The sequence below is a fragment of the Arthrobacter sp. Leaf141 genome, from assembly GCF_001424565.1.
In the GTDB taxonomy this organism is placed as follows: domain Bacteria; phylum Actinomycetota; class Actinomycetes; order Actinomycetales; family Micrococcaceae; genus Arthrobacter.
Genome location: NZ_LMOL01000015.1, coordinates 70619 through 85938 on the forward strand (window position 1 = coordinate 70619; position 15320 = coordinate 85938).

Consider the following 15320-nt stretch of genomic DNA (forward strand, 5'->3'; position numbering starts at 1 on the left):
ATAGCCTAGCAAACTCCGGGCCGGGAAACGAAATCGGCGCCGCGGCCGGCCGCTGCGTGCCTGGAACTCAGGTCTCCGCGCGCAGCGCCCTGCGTTCCATTTCCAGCATCATCAGTTCCCGGTTGAGCCGCTGGTAGGCCTCCGGGTCCGCGGCAGGGTCCAGCCGCTGCAACTGCCCCATCTTGTCCGCCTTGACCCGGGTGATCTGCAGCTCGAACAGGCGCGAAAGGATGTCCCGGCAGTATTTCTGCACCGCTTCCTCCGTGCTGGCCGGCAACGGCACCACCGCAAGTTCGGACACCAGCGGGCGCAACGGCTCCGGCACCTCGTGCATCACATGCTCCACCCACCGCACAGGCTCGGCGGTCAGGCCGTGCCCCGTGGCGCGCATGGCGTCATGCACGGCCTGGAACGCGGGGGTGGCGAAGCGGGCGGCCGTAAAACGGTCCCACACCTCCCCCGCCAGCACGGCCGGCTCCTGAAGGGCCACTTCGAGCGCCTGGCGCTCCATGGACGCCACAGGGTCCCGCGGGTCAGGCCGGTGGTAGGACGGGACAGCGCCCGACGCCGGACCGGCAGCAACACCGGGCCCGCCGGCTTCCGCGGGCCTTGCGGCAGCCTGGCCGCCCTGTTGAGCCGCCACAGGCCCTGCCCCGCCCTGCATGCCCGCCGGGGCGCGTTTTATGGCAACCGCCACGGCCCGGTTGACCTCTTCGACGGACATGCCCAGCCAGCCTGCCAGTTCACGGGCGTAGCCGGGCCTGATGCCGCCGTCGCGGATCTGGCCCACCACCGGTGCCGCTTCGCGCAGCGCGGCGACGCGGCCTTCCACGGTGTCCAGGTTGTGGCGCTTCAGGGAGGCGCGGATGGCGAATTCGAACAGCGGCCGGCGGCTGCTGATCAGGTCCCTGACGGCCGCGTCGCCGCGGGTCTGGCGCAGGTCGCACGGATCCGCCCCGGTGGGTTCCACCGCCACATAGGTCTGCGCGGTGAACCGCTGGTCCTCCTCGAAGGCGCGCAGGGCAGCTTTCTGCCCGGCGGCGTCGCCGTCGAAGCAGAAGACCACTTCGCCGCCGGTGCCGTCGTCCGAAAGCAGCCGGCGGGAAACCTTGATGTGCTCGGTGCCGAACGCGGTGCCGCAGGTGGCCACCGCCGTCGTGATTCCTGCGAGGTGGCAGGCCATCACGTCCGTGTAGCCTTCCACCACCACCAACTGCCGGTCCTTGGCGATGCTGCGTTTGGCGAGGTCGATGCCGTAAAGGACCTGGGACTTCTTGTACAGCGTGGTTTCGGGGGTGTTGAGGTACTTGGGGCCTTGGTCGTCCTCGTAGAGTTTGCGCGCGCCGAAGCCGATGGTGTCCCCGGCGATGTCCTTGATGGGCCAGACCAGCCGGCCCCGGAAGCGGTCGTAGATGCCCCGGTTGCCTTCCGAAAACATGCCGGTCAGCTTCAGTTCGGCGTCCGTGAAACCGCGGCCACGGAGGTGTTTCAGCAGCGCGTCCCAGCCCTGGGGTGCGTAACCCACGCCAAAGTGCTCGGCGGCGGCCCGATCGAAGCCGCGCCCAAACAGGAAGTTCCGGCCCTCGGCGGCGCCGGGCGTCAGGAGCTGGGCGCGGAAGAATTCGTCGGCGATTTTGTGGGCGTCCAGGAGCCGCTGCCGGCGGCCCACTTCCTCCCGGCTGGGCCCGCTGCCGCCGTCCTCGTACCGCAGTTCGTAGCCGATCCTGGCGGCCAGCTTCTCCACCGCCTCGTGGAAGGAGCTGTGGTCCTGTTTCTGGACGAAGGCGATGACGTCGCCGTCTTCGCCGCAGCCGAAGCAGTGGTAGCGGCCCACTTGCGGACGGACGGTAAACGACGGGGACCTTTCGTCGTGGAAGGGACACAGTCCCTTGAACGTTCCCAGCCCGGCGCCCTTGAGGGTGACGTAGCCGTCCACCACTTCCTTGATGTCCGTGCGTTCGCGTACTTCGTCAATGTCTTCGCGTTTGATCAGGCCGGCCACAATGCCATCCTAGTCCGGGCCACTGACAGTGCCGGGCCGGGGGTAACCGGCCTCACCACAGCGACGGCAGGCTCCCCACCAGGCGCTCATACATGGCCAGGGCCGAGCCGTCAGTCAAGGACGCCACCTGGTCGATGACCACCCGGAGCCGGGCATCGTCGTCGGCCGCGTCGCGCCAGTCCGCGGCGAACATGGGCTCCAGGTGCCTGTCGCCGGTGGCGCTGAGGGCGGTGACCAGGGCGTGCAGCACCTCGCGCTGGCGTTCGTAGATGGGCTGCCGGTGGTCGGTGGTCATCACGAAGGTGGTGGCCAGGCCCTTCATCACGGCGATTTCCATCACTGTTTCATCCGGGACCATCAACTCGGCGTTGTACCGGGTGAGGTTTTCGGGGCCGTAAACCGCGCGGGTGGCTTCCAAAGCGCTCTGGCAGAACCGGCCGATCAGCTGGCTGGTCATGTTTTTCAGGGCCGCCATGGCTTTCCGGCTGCCGTCGGCCTCCCGGACCCACACGTCGGTGGCTTCGAGCCGGGCCAGGGCCGCGTCGATGGCGGCCGGATCGTTGTGCGGCAGGTACCACTGCTTGGCATAGCCCACCACCCGGGCCCGGTGGTCCGGGTTTTTCATCCAGCCCAGCTGGAAGTGCCCGGCCACAATCGCGTCCTCCACGTCGTGGACGGAGTAGGAGATGTCGTCGGCCAGGTCCATGACCTGGGCTTCGAGGCAGGACCGGCGTTCCGGGGCGCCTTGCCGCAGCCAGGTGAAGATGGGCAGGTCGTCCTCGTAGGCGCCGAACTTGCTGGTCCGCTGGCCGTGGATCACCGGGGCTTCCAGGGCCGACCAGGGGTACTTTGAGGCGGCGTCAAGGCTGGCCCGGGTGAGGTTCAGCCCGGCAGGCTGGCCGTCCACCGTCAGCACTTTCGGTTCAAGGCGGGTCAGCAGCCGGAGGGTCTGGGCGTTGCCTTCAAACCCGCCGATCGCATGCGCAACCTCGTTGAGCGCCGATTCGCCGTTATGGCCGAAGGGCGGATGGCCCAGGTCGTGGCTGAGGCAGGCGGTGTCCACCACGTCCGGGTCGCAGCCCAGGGTGCGGCCCAGTTCCCGGCCCACCTGCGCCACTTCGAGGCTGTGCGTCAGCCGGGTCCGGACGAAGTCGTCCGTGTCCGGTGCCACCACCTGGGTTTTGGCGCCCAGCCGCCGCAGGGCGGAGGAGTGCAGCACCCGGGCCCGGTCGCGTTCAAAGTCGGACCGGTAGGTGGTTTTGGGGGGTTCCTCCACCCAGCGCGCGGAGTCGTCCGCGTTGTAGCCGGGAAGGACCGGCGCAGCAGTGCGGGTTTCAGCCACCGGAAACGTCCAGTTCTGCGGCGGAGATGTCGCGGGACTGGTCGGCGTTCAGGGCCCGGGATTCCAGCCAGTCTTTAGGCAGGGCAGGTTTTTTGGGTGAGCCGGCCCGGCCGCGGGGGCCTTCGGCGTCGCCGCCCGGGTACGGGGACTCCGCGTCGAGCTCGGCCAGGGCCGCGCGCAGTTCCTCGAGGCTGTTCACCAGAGCCATCCGGGTGCGGAGCTCGCCGCCCACCACGTACCCCTTGAAGTACCAGGCGATGTGCTTGCGGATCTCGCGGAGGGCCTTGCCCTCGTCGCCGAAGGTCTCCACCATCAGTTCAGCATGCCGGTACACGCCCTGCGCCACCTGGCCCAGGTTGGGCGTGTGCCGGATGTCCTTGCCTTCGAAGGCGGCCTGCAGGTCGCCGAAGAGCCACGGCCGGCCCTGGCAGCCGCGGCCAATGACCACGCCGTCGACGCCGGTCTCGCGGACCATCCGGACGGCATCCTCAGCGGACCAGATGTCGCCGTTGCCCAGCACGGGAATGTCCGGCAGGGCCTCACGGAGGCGCGCGATGGCGGACCAGTCAGCCTGGCCGGAGTAGAACTGGGCGGCAGTGCGGCCGTGGAGGGCGACGGCGGCCACCCCGGAATCACGGGCGATCCGGCCGGCCTCGAGGTACGTCAGGTGGTCATCGTCGATGCCTTTGCGCATCTTGATGGTCAGCGGGACGTTGCCCTTGCCCGCTTCCCGGACGGCGGTCTGCACGATCGAGGTGAACAGGTCCGTTTTCCAGGGCAGGGCCGAGCCGCCGCCGCGGCGGGTGACCTTGGGCACCGGGCAGCCGAAGTTCAGGTCGATGTGGTCTGCGCGGTCCTCTTCCACCAGCATCCTGACGGCGGCGCCCACGGTGACGGGGTCCACGCCGTACAGCTGGACCGAGCGGACCTTTTCATCGTCGTCGTGGGAGATGATGCGCAGCGATTCGGGGGTCCGCTCCACCAGGGCGCGGGAGGTCACCATTTCGGCCACGTACATGCCGCCGCCGTACTCGCGGCAGAGGCGGCGGAACGCGGAATTGGTAATACCGGCCATGGGCGCCAGGATCACCGGCGTGTCCACGGTGAGGGGTCCCAGCTTCAGGGGCGGGAGTTCCAGCTTGGGAGCGGGCGGGGTTGCTACAACAGTCACCTGTCCATTGTTGCAAAGCCGGGCAAATCGTGCCGGAAGGTCAGGGCGGCCAGCGGCCCCGGGGCCTGCCTCAGCCCCGGTCTGCCCGCCGGCCCCGCCGGGTGGCCGCCGCTTCGTCCCCCGCTGCCGTTGCGGCTGCGGCGAGGCTCCCGGTATCCAGCCGCCGGCTGTCCCTGGCTGCGCCGCCGTCGGCAGTTCCGCCGTCCGTTCCGCCGCCGTCGGCCGTTCCATTGGCCGCTGTTGCGCCTGCCGAAACGCCGGCTTTTGCGCCGGAACCGCCGGCGTGGCGGATGCTGGTGGCCTTGACCACCAGGACGGCGATCAGGGTGGTCACGGGGATGGCCAGGACCAGGCCGATGGATCCGACGAGGGTCCTGATGACTTCCTCGGACAGTTCGGCGCTGGTGAGGGTCTCGCCCAGGGGCCGGTCGTACAGCATCACGATGATGAGGATGGGCAGGGCGGCGCCGGCATAGGCGAAGGCGATGGTGTAGACCGTGGAGGCGATGTGGTCCCGGCCAATCCGCATCGCGGAGGTGAAGAGCTTCCGGGCGCTGCTCTCCGGGGCCAGCTCGTAGAGCTCCCACACGGCCGAGGACTGCGTGATGGTCACGTCGTTGAGGACGCCGAGCCCGGAGATGATGAGGCCGCACAGGATCACCCCGGAGATGGAGATGTTGGCCGAGGTGTTGATAAGGGTACTGGCGTCGTGATTACCAACACCGGCAAGGTTGGCGGCGTCGGTGGCCCAGGCAGCCAGCAGCGCCGTAATGCCCAGCCCGAACATGGTGCCCAACAGCGCCGTGGACGTCCGGGCCGAGAAACCATGGGCAAAGTACAGGACCCCGATCATGATCACCGTGGATCCCACCAGCGCCAGGAGCAGCGGCGGTTTGCCCTCCACCAGGCCGGGCAGCATAAAGCCGGCCAGCACAAAGTAGGCGCCCACCAGTCCCACCAGAGCACGCAGGCCACGCCAGCGGGCCACAGCGATCACCACTGCCGCGTACAGCAGGGCCAGCAGCACAATGGGAAGGGTCCTGACGAAGTCCACAAAGATGTAGGCGGGTGATGTCTGCGTGGCGGAGGCGCCCTGGGCGTTGGACAGGTTCAGGTACCTGATCTGGTCGCCGGGTTTCACGCCGTGCGAGGCTGCAACGTCCGGGTTGATGACCACCTTGACCGGGTTGCCGCCCTTGTCCGGCTCGGTCGAGGCGAAGGTGCAGTCGGAGCCTTGATTGGCCCCCTGGGCTGCGTCCGGGCCCGCCTGCTGCCCGGCCGCCCCGGGCGCCGCCGTAGAACCCTGCATGCAGCTTTCGACGCTCACACTCTGGATGGTGCCGGTATCAAACGTCACACCGGGTGCCGCAGCGTACGGATTGGCCAGCGAGATGCCCTCCTTGCTGCCGGAGGGCCAGAGCATCGCCATCCCCGCGAGCGTCAGCAGGGTGAGGGGAATCAGGATGGCCGCGAGGATGCGGTTGGCTTTGCGCCGTGCGGCCATCGCTTCCGGGGTTGGCTCCGAATGACCTTGTGAAGCGTGGGAGTGGCCGGCTCCCATCAGCAGAAAAACCTCATGCGTTGAACTCTACTTCCGGCACCTTAGGGTTGATAAATGGATGACCGGGACTGGGAGGTACCAAGCGTGGCCAACCGAAGTACTGACAGCAGTGGGCAGCAGGCCGCCCAGGGAACACCGGGCCACAGCCACCAGGCGGTCCTCACCGTCCTGCCGGCATCCGGTGCCACCAAGGGCGTGGTGCTGGTGCTGCACGGCGGCAAGTCCCGCAGCCGCGAGCCCGTGGAGGCACGCCATCTGAGCCCGGCCCGGATGATTCCCTTTGCCCGCCAGCTGCACCGTGCGGGCGGGCGCAGCGGCCTGGCCGTCTGGTCCCTGCGGAACAGCGTCCGGGGCTGGAACGGACCCGACATGTCACCCCTGCGTGATGCCCGCTGGGCGCTGGCGCAGATCACCGAAAGACATCCCGGCGTGCCCATCTACCTGCTGGGCCACTCGATGGGCGGCCTGACCGCCGTCTGCGCCGCCGACCACCCCCAGGTCGAGGCAGTGGTGGCCCTTGCGCCGTGGCTCAGCCCGGAAACGCCTGCCACAGGGGTGGCTGGCCGGAAAGTGCTGATTGTGCACGGCACCGTGGACCACTGGACCAGCGCCGCCCAGTCGCTGGCTTTCGCCCGCCGGGCCTCCAGATCCGCAGCCAGCATGCAGTACGTGACCCTGAACGGGGCCGGGCACTTTATGCTCCGCAAGCTCCGGCTCTGGCAGGGACTGGCCACCGGCTTTGTCCTGAGCGCCTTCAACGAGTCCACGCGTGCCGGCGCCCCGGTCCCCCGCTCGTATGCCCAACTGCTGCCGGAATCAGCAGTCCAGGTCACCTTGTGAGGATGCCGTGGCGCCCGGCGCCGAGTGACCGCTTCTACCGCCTGGTGGTGCGGACCGGGCTGGCGCTGCGGGCCGCGTTCAGGGTCCGCATCATCACCACGGGCCAGGAGAACCTGCCGGCACCTGCCCCGCGGCTGGGTGCGTCCCGGCCGGTCCGGCCCGGGACCGGCGCGGTGTTTGCCGTGACGCATTTCGGCTACCTGGACTTCGCGGTGGCTGAGCTGCTGCTGTGGAAGCACGCCCGGGCGCAGCTCCGGTTCCTCATCCACCAGGGCGCCGCCGACCACTGGTTCGCCGGACCGGCCATCAGCGCGTCCGGGCACGTGGTGGTGGGATACACGGAGCGTAAGGACGCCTACGACGCCGCCGTGGCCAAACTCCGCGCCGGCGAATACCTGGCGGTTTTCCCGGAGGCCGGCGTGAGCCGCAGTTTCACCGTCCGGGAGTGCAGGACGGGTGTGGTCCGGATGGCGGCGGAGGCCGGGGTTCCCGTGATCCCGGTGTCCGTGTGGGGTGCGCACCGGCTACTCACCCGCGGGCACGGTTTTTCGGCCCGGCGTACCTGGCGGGCTCCGGTCCGGGTCCAGGTGGGCGAACCCGTACGGTATGCGCCGGGGGTAGACGCCGAGGCGGCGACTGCTGCGCTCCGGGAGGAGCTGCAGGCCGGCATCGACCGCTGCACTGACGACTTTCCGTTGCCGGCCCGCCCTGGTGCGTGGTGGCAGCCCGCCCATCTTGGCGGCGGAGCACCGTCCGACGCCGAGCGGGCCCTGCTGGACGCCGAGGACGCAGCCAGGGGCCGCCGTCGTGGTCCCCGCTGACGGTCCACGCTGAGGTGCCCTGCTGACGTGCCCTGCTGATACGCAAGGGGCCGCGGAAATTTCTTTCCGCGGCCCCTTGGCTTCGACCGGTTGGCCGGGGCAGCAGGGCAGGATCAGTCCGAGACCACCAGGGTTTCCGGTCCGGCCAGCCGGGCTTTTCCGCCCGCCAGGAGCGGCTCGACGGCGGCCCGCAGGGCGGTCATCGAATCGTCCAGTTCCAGCATCACGGGGTGCTGGTAGGCGATCAGCGACAGCATGTCCCGGACCGCTTCGGCAGCATCCGCGGACTCCAGCGCCGGGTCGTGGCCAACAAAAACGTCGGTTGCCGCGCCGGTGTCGCCGAGCGGCCGGCCGTCCGGGTCCTGGGTGGGTGCCGCGTAACTGACGGCGAAGGCCCGGATTTTGCCCTTCCGGGTGGGTGCCACGCCCGGCCCGAAGGCCGAGCCCGGCTCAGCGCGCAGCACAATGGCGCCGTGCGCACCGGTGAGGTCGTCCAGGAACAGCTTCTGCACCTGGCCCACTGACAACTCGCCCGGGGAGTCCCAGCTGTGGATGGCCGTGTAGTAGCGTCCCACCACGTCGGTGAGCTCCACCGAGCCCGTGGCCAGGTCCATCACCACGTCCGAACCCGCGTTTTCGCCGGCCGCGCCGTTGTCAGATTCAGGGAACACCGGAAGCCGCAGCGCGCCGGGTTCCACCACCACCAGGCGGGACCGCTGGATGGAGGCCAGCCCGAAGGCTGCCGCGAATTCGGCACCGGGGGTGCCGGGCTCCACTTTGGCGCGCAGCTTTGAAACGCCCGACGGCGACTGCTCCGCTTCGCGGCGGAGCATGGTCAGGAGCGTGGCGCCGATGCCGGAGCGGCGATGGTCGCGCGCCACCTCGACGTACGTCCACAGCCGTTCCGGGTGCAGGGACGCTTCATAGACCACGCCGGCGGCCACGGGGATCCCGACGCCGTCCAGCACGTCCTCGGCGACGATGCAGCGCCGCCACGGGGTGCCGTTGGTCCCGGCCGAGGACTCGGCCAGGGCGCCACGGAACTGCCGGGCCTGGTGGGTCTCGGGCCCGCCCCAGAGTTCCAGGAGCGCCAGGTCGTCGCCTTCGCGCCAGCTGCGGTATTCGATGGCCATGCTCAGGCGCCGATCAGGCGGGCGGCCAGGTAGCCTTCCACCTTGTCCAGGGACACACGTTCCTGGCTCATGGTGTCCCGCTCGCGGATGGTCACGGCCTGGTCCTCGAGGGTGTCGAAGTCCACGGTGATGCAGAACGGGGTGCCGATCTCGTCCTGGCGGCGGTAGCGGCGGCCGATTGCGCCGGCGTCGTCGAAATCGATGTTCCAGTTCTTCCGCAGCTGCGCGCCCAGGGCCTTGGCCTTCGGGGACAGATCCTCGTTGCGGCTCAGCGGCAGCACGGCGGCCTTGACCGGCGCCAGGCGCGGGTCGAGCTTCAGCACGGTGCGCACGTCCACGCCGCCCTTGGCGTTGGGGGCCTCGTCCTCCGTGTAGGCATCCACCAGGAACGCCATGAAGGACCGGGTCAGGCCGGCGGCCGGCTCGATCACAAACGGCGTGTAACGCTCATTGGTGGCCTGGTTGAAGTAGCTCAGGTCCGTGCCGGAGGCCTTGGCATGGGTGGACAGGTCGAAGTCGGTGCGGTTGGCGATGCCTTCAAGCTCGCCCCACTCCGAGCCCTGGAACCCGAACCGGTATTCAATGTCGGTGGTGCCCTTGGAGTAGTGGCTGAGCTTTTCCAGCGGGTGCTCGAAGAAGCGCAGGTTCTCTTCCTTGATGCCCAGGCCGGTGTACCAGGACATCCGCTCCGTCATCCAGTAGCGGTGCCATTCCTCGTCAGTGCCGGGCTCAACAAAGAACTCCATTTCCATCTGCTCGAACTCGCGGGTGCGGAAGATGAAGTTGCCGGGCGTGATCTCGTTGCGGAAGGACTTGCCGATCTGGCCGATGCCGAACGGCGGCTTCTTCCGGGCGGTGGTGAGCACGTTGTTGAAGTTCACAAAGATGCCCTGCGCGGTTTCGGGGCGCAGGTAGTGCATGCCCTCTTCGCTGGCGACGGGGCCCAGAAAGGTTTTGAGCAGGCCGGAGAATTCCTGCGGGGCGGTCCATTCCCCGCGGGTGCCGCAGTTTGCGCACGCAATGTCCTTGAGGCCGTTTTCCGCCGGCCGACCCTTCTTCTCCTCGTACTCTTCCTCGAGGTGGTCTGCGCGGTAGCGCTTGTGGCAGGAAAGGCACTCCACCAGCGGATCGGAGAAGACGTCCACGTGGCCTGAGGCTTCCCAGACCTGGCGGGGCAGGATGACGGAGGAATCGAGTCCCACCACATCCTCGCGGCCGCGGACCATCGACTGCCACCACTGGCGCTTGATGTTTTCCTTCAGTTCGGCGCCGAGGGGCCCGTAGTCCCAGGCAGAACGCGAACCTCCGTAGATCTCACCGGCCTGGAACACGAAGCCCCTCCGCTTGGAGAGGGAAATGACCTGGTCAAGAACGGATTTTGCTGCCATGGGGAACTCCAGTTTCTACAGGGCCGCTGGGTGCGGTCCGCGGTTTTTTCGGTGCCGGCACTCCGGTGGTGGGGCACCACGGGTTTCCGGCGGATTGGATGAAGGAAAATGTTGCAGAAAGCTGCGTGTCCCAGCCTACCGGCCCTGCCTGCGGAGCGCGCCCCGCGGCCAGGGCAGGGTGGCCAGGATGATGGCCCCCAGGGTGAGGACAGTTCCCAGGACGGTGGCCGGAGCCACAACGGAGCCCGGTGCGGGCAGCGCCACGTCCAGGGCCAGGGACCCCAGCAGCTGGCCGGCGATCATGCCCAGGCCGGTGACCAGCACACCCAGGCTGCGCACCAGGAGCGCGCCCACACCGATGAAAACGCAGCCCATGGGTCCGCCCACGTAGTACCACCACTCGACCGGCAGCGGGTTCCCGGCCCCGGCCACTGCCACCTTGATGCCGTACACGGTCCACAGCACGGCGCAGCCGGCCACGAAGTTCACCAGGGTGGCGGCGATGGGTGTTCCGTAGTGGACGGTGGCGGTGCCGTTCATGGCCTGCTGGAAGCTCATCAGGAACCCGGCCAGCAGGGGCAGCAGCAGCGGCAGGACCAGCCCGCCGGCGTCGGCCGCTCCCGGGCCGCCGGCGAACCTCGGCGAAACCGCCCAGGCCACGGCGGCGATGGTCAGCACGCAGCCCACCACGCGGATGCCGGTGATGGATTTGCGGCCTGCGGGGCCGATGCCCAGCCGGTCCACCAGCAGCCCGCTGAGGGTCTGGCCTGTCACCGTGGCCACCGTGAACAGCGCCACGCCCAGGATGCCCACCGTGAATGACTGGGCGAAGACAAAGATGGCCCCGATCCCGCCGGCCATAACGTAGACGCGCGGGAAGGCGCGGGTGCGGACGGCCGGCAGGATCCGGGCCAGCCCGGCCCGGCCCCGGGGCAGCAGCACCGAGATGAGGAGCATCACCAGCAGGCCTGTGCTGAAGCTCACCACGGACGCGGCGACGCCGTCATCCAGGCGGGTGGCCAGCGCCCCGTTGATGCGGCCCTGGGCGGGGATGGCGAGGCCGGCCAGCACCGCAAGCGGGAGGCCCGCCAGGAGCGGCAGGCGGGAGGGTGAGGTCATTGGATCCACCTTACGTCAGGCATTATTGCTGTATGAGCAACCCCGTAGAGGACATCCCCATCCGCGACAGCATGATCCGCCTGGGCCAGCTGCTGAAGCTTGCCAACCTGGTGGAAGACGGTGTTGAGGCCGCCGAAGTGGTGAAGAACGGGCTGGTCAAGGTGAACGGCGAGATCGATGACCGCCGCGGCCGCCAGCTCCACAACGGCGACACCGTCACCGTGAACGGGCAAACCGTCCGGGTCAGCGCCCCCGCAGCGGACTGACCGGAAGCGGCCGGCTGACGGCGGGAAGCGGCGGGCTTACGGCGGGCTGATCGCGGGCGGCACGACCCGCTGAGGTGCTCCGGGACTGGCCGGCCGCCGTCGTCAGTCCTGCTTGTTGAGCACCTCATGGGTGAGGAATTCTCCCACGTGCCCGATTTCCTGCTGGTTGATGCCGTGCCACATGCCCGTGTACAGCACCTTGGTGAGCTTGACGTGTTTGCGGACCCAGCCCATGGTGAAGTCGATCTTGTCCGCGGTGATCACCGGGTCCTGCTGGTCCCGGCCCCAGAAGAACGGCACGGTGCCCTGCAGGTCGGCGTCGTGGAATGAGGGGTCTGCGCCGGCGTCGACCGCAAAACCGGACAGCCCGACGACGGCCGCATAGTCCTGCGGCCGCTGCCGCAGGAGCGTGGTGGCCATGGCCATGCCCATGGAAAAGCCCAGCAGTGTCACTGACGGGTGGTGTGGCCGGATCCCGTCGATCCAGTCCTGCACATAGGCGGACGCCTCGGTGACGCGCTCCAGCGTGTACTCGATGGACGCCGTCAGCGGGAACCAGGTGTAGCCCTGGCCCATGGCGAGGGGTGCACGGACCGAGGCGATGGCGAATCCTGCCGGCAGCATGTCGGCCAGGCCCATCAGGTCCTGTTCGTTGGCGCCGTAGCCGTGGAGCAGCACCAGCAACGGCTTGCCCGCACGCTGGTCCTCGGGGTGGGACCACTGGACAACGGGGGCAGGAAATACAGAAGCATCAGTCATGGTTTCCATTCTTACAGTTACCCGAAAGTAACAACCTACGTTGGCGTAGCCAGCGCAGCAGAAGGCAGGATAGGAACGTGAGTGACACAAACGCCAGCCAGACCCCGCACCCCCGGACCGAATCGCACCCCTGGACCCGGTATGTAGCCCTGGGCGATTCCTTTACGGAGGGCATCGGCGATCCCGAGCCCTCGTCCCCCGGCGGGTTCCGCGGCTGGGCGGACCGGGTGGCGGAGGAACTTGGCCGCACGCAGAAGGACTTCGCCTACGCAAACCTCGCCGTCCGCGGCCGGCTCCTGCAGCAGATCGTGGACCAGCAGCTGGCACCGGCCCTGGCCCTCCGCCCGGACCTGGTGACCCTGTCCGCGGGCGGCAACGACCTCCTGCGGCGCGGCGGCGATCCGGATGCGCTGGCCGGGAAACTTGATTCCGTGGTGCAGATCCTGGCCATGAACGGTGCCACGGTGGTGTTGTTCAACGGCCCGGATACGGGTTCGTCGGTGCTGGGCCGGATCCGGTCCAAGGTGGCCATCTACAACGAGAACCTCCGCACCATAGCCGCCCGGCATGACGCCGTTATTGCGGATATGTGGTCCCTGCGGCAGCTCCGCGATCCGCAGATGTGGGACCAGGACCGGCTGCACTTCTCGCCGGTGGGCCACCACACCATCGCCGCGATGGTGCTGGACTCACTCAACGTCGAGCACACCCTCGAACCCCTGCACCCGAAACCGCTGCCGCCCAGCACATGGCGGGAAGCCCGGAGCGGGGACCTGGTGTGGGCCCGCGAATATTTCGTCCCGTGGGTCCTGCGCCGGCTGCGCCACCAGTCCTCCGGCGATGGCATCACCGCAAAACGCCCGACGCCGGGTCCCGCCTTTGGCCCGGGCGTCCCGTTGGGGTCCGGCGAAGGTCCGCTGGGGACCACGGCAGCCACAGCGGAGTAGCCTGCCCTTCCCGTCGGTTCTGGTTGAGGTGCGCGGATTCCTTCCGGCGCACCCTCATCCGGCGCGCCCCGGCTAAGCTGGGAGGACACACACGAGAGGCGCGGCACCGTGAGCAACCTGTTTTTCTGGATCATCATCCTGTCCTTTGTCATCCCCATGGGCATGCGGATGTACCGGAAGTCAGTGGCCCGCCGGAACCAGGACCAGAGCTTCTCCGGCCGCTATCCCAACCAGTTCCCCGGCGGCCCCGGACCGCAGAACAACCAGCCCCGCGACGGCTACACCCAGCAGGACTACTACGGCGGCGGTTTCCGCCAGATCGACGCGCCGCAGCCCATCGACCGGCCGCAGCCGCTGCCTGACCCGTTCGGCCGGCCGCAGGCCCCGCACCAGGGCGGGTACCCGGGCCAGCCCGGTTACCCCGCACAACCCGGCCAGGGCGGGTACCCGGGTCAGCCCGGCCAGCCCGCTCCGGAACAGCCGCAGGCGCCCGCCACTCCCCCGCCGCCGTCGGCCCCGCAGGGCTTCCGGGCCCGCAAACTCGCCGAACTGGACCAGCAGTACAGCAACGGTGAGCTCTCCATGGAGGAGTACATGACCCGCCGTGGCGAGATCATGAAGGGCTGACCAACCCGGCCGGGGTAGCCCGACTAGACGAGGAACGATGCCCGCAGCTGCGCCCCCAGCTGGCCGATCTCGGTCAGGAAGCCGTCGTGCCCGATCGGCGCCTGGATCAGGTGGACGTCCACCTCGCCCGGCAGCGCCGCCGCCAGCTCGTAGGACTGCGCCGGGAAGTACAGCCGGTCCGAGTCGACCGCTGCGACAAAAAACCGGACTCCCGGCACGTCCAGCGCCTGCGCCAGCGTGCCCCGGTTGCGGGTGACGTCATGGCTCATGAGTGCCTCGGTGAGCGCGATGTAGCTGTTGGCGTCGAACCGCTGGACCAGTTTGTTGCCTTGGTGGTCCAGGTAGCTTTCCACCTGATAGCGGCCCCGGGCGGCCAGCGAATCCGCGCGGACCGGTGTTTCGGCGGCCTGCGCCTGCCGGCCGAACCGGCCTTCGAGTTCCGCGGCGGACCGGTAGGTGATGTGGGCGATGCGCCGGGCCAGGGCCAGACCGTCCCCGGGGAACGGGCCGCCGTAGTAGTCGCCGCCCTGGAAGTTGGCATCCTGGCGGATGGCCAGCGTTTGCGCCTGCGCAAACGCGATCTGCTCTGCGGTGCTCGCCGCACCGACGGCGATGACGGCGCACCGCTGCACCCGCTCCGGGTAGGTCACCGCCCATTCCAAGGCACGCGCACCGCCCATGGAGCCGCCCAGGACGGCGAACCAGCTGCGGATGCCCAGCTGGTCTGCGAGCCTGGCTTCGGCCACGGTGCTGTCCCGCAGGGTCACCAGCGGAAACCGGGAACCCCACGGGCTGCCGTCCGGTGCGGCTGAGGACGGTCCCGTGGACCCGTAACAGCCGCCCACAATGTTGATGGACACCACAAAAAACTGGTCCGTGTCTACGGGTGCGCCCGGACCGGCCAGCTGTTCCCACCAGCCGGGCTCGTCGCTGTCGCCGCGGGCAACGTGGGTGCTGCCGGTCAGGGCATGCTCGATCAGGATGGCGTTGCTGCCGTCGGCATTCAGGGTGCCCCACGTTTCGTAGGCCAGGGTGACGTCCGGCAGGTATCCGCCGGCTTCAAGTTCCAGGGCCCCTACGGAGGCGAAGCGGACAATCCCGTGTTCGGGAACGGTGGTACGGGCGACGGTAACCGTCATGGCAAGACCTCTTCTACGCGCTTGCCTGCCGTCGAATGACCGGCAGGCCAGGTCTTCACCCGGGGCACCCCACCGCGGAAGGAGGGTTGCCGGCCAGCAAGCCGGGGCTGTCACTGGCACTCATGACCTTGTTCGAGTGTACGAAGAACACCCCACCCCGGGCCAAGAGTGTGACTGGTTGTGACTTGCCCCGGCCCAAAGGCAG

At 68.6% G+C, this 15320-nt stretch carries 14 protein-coding genes and 1 riboswitch; of the genes, 5 read left to right on the forward strand and 9 right to left on the reverse strand.

All coding sequences use genetic code 11. From position 1 onward, the window contains the following. Nucleotides 1-67: 67 nt before the first annotated feature. The 4 genes from dnaG to ASF72_RS11520 form a co-directional block, all read right to left on the reverse strand. A complete protein-coding gene (gene dnaG / locus ASF72_RS11505) occupies nucleotides 68-2002 on the reverse strand; it encodes a DNA primase (protein ID WP_050685448.1) in 1935 nt (644 codons plus the stop codon). Between the two features lie 52 nt (nucleotides 2003-2054). Next, complete coding sequence (locus ASF72_RS11510) at nucleotides 2055-3344, reverse strand: deoxyguanosinetriphosphate triphosphohydrolase (protein WP_056598991.1); 1290 nt, start codon at nucleotides 3342-3344, stop codon at nucleotides 2055-2057. After that, entirely contained in the window at nucleotides 3337-4515 is a 1179-nt protein-coding gene (gene dusB, locus ASF72_RS11515) for a tRNA dihydrouridine synthase DusB (protein ID WP_056598994.1), read from the reverse strand. The genes ASF72_RS11510 and dusB overlap by 8 nt, the downstream gene beginning before the upstream one ends. 70 nt (nucleotides 4516-4585) lie before the next feature. After that, nucleotides 4586-6019, reverse strand: a complete 1434-nt coding sequence (locus tag ASF72_RS11520) for a YibE/F family protein (RefSeq protein ID WP_050685445.1) — start codon at nucleotides 6017-6019, stop codon at nucleotides 4586-4588. Nucleotides 6020-6130: 111 nt separating this feature from the next. Between ASF72_RS11520 and ASF72_RS11525 the strand changes: the two genes are divergently transcribed. Both ASF72_RS11525 and ASF72_RS11530 read left to right on the forward strand, forming a co-directional pair. After that, a complete protein-coding gene (locus ASF72_RS11525) occupies nucleotides 6131-6916 on the forward strand; it encodes an alpha/beta hydrolase (protein WP_082178276.1) in 786 nt (261 codons plus the stop codon). Between the two features lie 2 nt (nucleotides 6917-6918). Continuing rightward, nucleotides 6919-7737 (forward strand): lysophospholipid acyltransferase family protein, encoded by an 819-nt coding sequence (locus ASF72_RS11530; protein WP_050685443.1) that lies wholly within the window; start codon nucleotides 6919-6921, stop codon nucleotides 7735-7737. A 113-nt stretch (nucleotides 7738-7850) separates the two neighbouring features. On the opposite strand, the gene ASF72_RS11535 is transcribed toward ASF72_RS11530, so the two are convergent. From ASF72_RS11535 to ASF72_RS11545, 3 genes are all read right to left on the reverse strand, one after another. Further along, complete coding sequence (locus tag ASF72_RS11535) at nucleotides 7851-8870, reverse strand: GNAT family N-acetyltransferase (protein WP_056598997.1); 1020 nt, start codon at nucleotides 8868-8870, stop codon at nucleotides 7851-7853. A 2-nt stretch (nucleotides 8871-8872) separates the two neighbouring features. After that, nucleotides 8873-10258 (reverse strand): glycine--tRNA ligase, encoded by a 1386-nt coding sequence (locus ASF72_RS11540; protein ID WP_050685441.1) that lies wholly within the window; start codon nucleotides 10256-10258, stop codon nucleotides 8873-8875. A 135-nt stretch (nucleotides 10259-10393) separates the two neighbouring features. After that, nucleotides 10394-11377 (reverse strand): DMT family transporter, encoded by a 984-nt coding sequence (locus tag ASF72_RS11545; protein ID WP_056599000.1) that lies wholly within the window; start codon nucleotides 11375-11377, stop codon nucleotides 10394-10396. Nucleotides 11378-11409: 32 nt separating this feature from the next. Here ASF72_RS11545 and ASF72_RS11550 point away from each other — a divergent pair, with 32 nt between their 5' ends. After that, nucleotides 11410-11643: an RNA-binding S4 domain-containing protein gene (locus ASF72_RS11550; protein WP_050685439.1), complete on the forward strand. Its 234-nt coding sequence runs from the start codon at nucleotides 11410-11412 to the stop codon at nucleotides 11641-11643. A 102-nt stretch (nucleotides 11644-11745) separates the two neighbouring features. Here the strand turns inward: ASF72_RS11550 and ASF72_RS11555 are convergent, their stop codons facing one another. Continuing rightward, nucleotides 11746-12402, reverse strand: coding sequence for an alpha/beta hydrolase (locus ASF72_RS11555; RefSeq protein ID WP_056599003.1), 657 nt, complete (start codon nucleotides 12400-12402; stop codon nucleotides 11746-11748). 77 nt (nucleotides 12403-12479) lie between these two features. Between ASF72_RS11555 and ASF72_RS11560 the strand changes: the two genes are divergently transcribed. After that, a complete protein-coding gene (locus ASF72_RS11560) occupies nucleotides 12480-13349 on the forward strand; it encodes an SGNH/GDSL hydrolase family protein (RefSeq protein WP_050685437.1) in 870 nt (289 codons plus the stop codon). A 108-nt stretch (nucleotides 13350-13457) separates the two neighbouring features. After that, the gene (locus ASF72_RS11565) at nucleotides 13458-13976 is read left to right on the forward strand and encodes a hypothetical protein (protein ID WP_056599007.1); all 519 of its coding nucleotides are present in this window, start codon (nucleotides 13458-13460) and stop codon (nucleotides 13974-13976) included. A 23-nt stretch (nucleotides 13977-13999) separates the two neighbouring features. On the opposite strand, the gene metX is transcribed toward ASF72_RS11565, so the two are convergent. Further along, entirely contained in the window at nucleotides 14000-15115 is a 1116-nt protein-coding gene (metX, locus tag ASF72_RS11570) for a homoserine O-acetyltransferase MetX (protein WP_056599009.1), read from the reverse strand. A 12-nt stretch (nucleotides 15116-15127) separates the two neighbouring features. Next, nucleotides 15128-15243: riboswitch (SAM riboswitch) on the reverse strand. Nucleotides 15244-15320 lie beyond the last annotated feature (77 nt).

Bases quoted from the DNA above. Each gene is read 5' to 3' on its own strand.
- ASF72_RS11520 (WP_050685445.1), bottom strand. From the start codon at position 6,019: ATGGCCGCACGGCGCAAAGCCAACCGCATCCTCGCGGCCATCCTGATT.
- ASF72_RS11525 (WP_082178276.1), top strand. From the start codon at position 6,131: ATGGATGACCGGGACTGGGAGGTACCAAGCGTGGCCAACCGAAGTACT.
- ASF72_RS11530 (WP_050685443.1), top strand. From the start codon at position 6,919: ATGCCGTGGCGCCCGGCGCCGAGTGACCGCTTCTACCGCCTGGTGGTG.
- ASF72_RS11535 (WP_056598997.1), bottom strand. From the start codon at position 8,870: ATGGCCATCGAATACCGCAGCTGGCGCGAAGGCGACGACCTGGCGCTC.
- ASF72_RS11540 (WP_050685441.1), bottom strand. From the start codon at position 10,258: ATGGCAGCAAAATCCGTTCTTGACCAGGTCATTTCCCTCTCCAAGCGG.
- ASF72_RS11545 (WP_056599000.1), bottom strand. From the start codon at position 11,377: ATGACCTCACCCTCCCGCCTGCCGCTCCTGGCGGGCCTCCCGCTTGCG.
- ASF72_RS11550 (WP_050685439.1), top strand. From the start codon at position 11,410: ATGAGCAACCCCGTAGAGGACATCCCCATCCGCGACAGCATGATCCGC.
- ASF72_RS11555 (WP_056599003.1), bottom strand. From the start codon at position 12,402: ATGACTGATGCTTCTGTATTTCCTGCCCCCGTTGTCCAGTGGTCCCAC.
- metX (WP_056599009.1), bottom strand. From the start codon at position 15,115: ATGACGGTTACCGTCGCCCGTACCACCGTTCCCGAACACGGGATTGTC.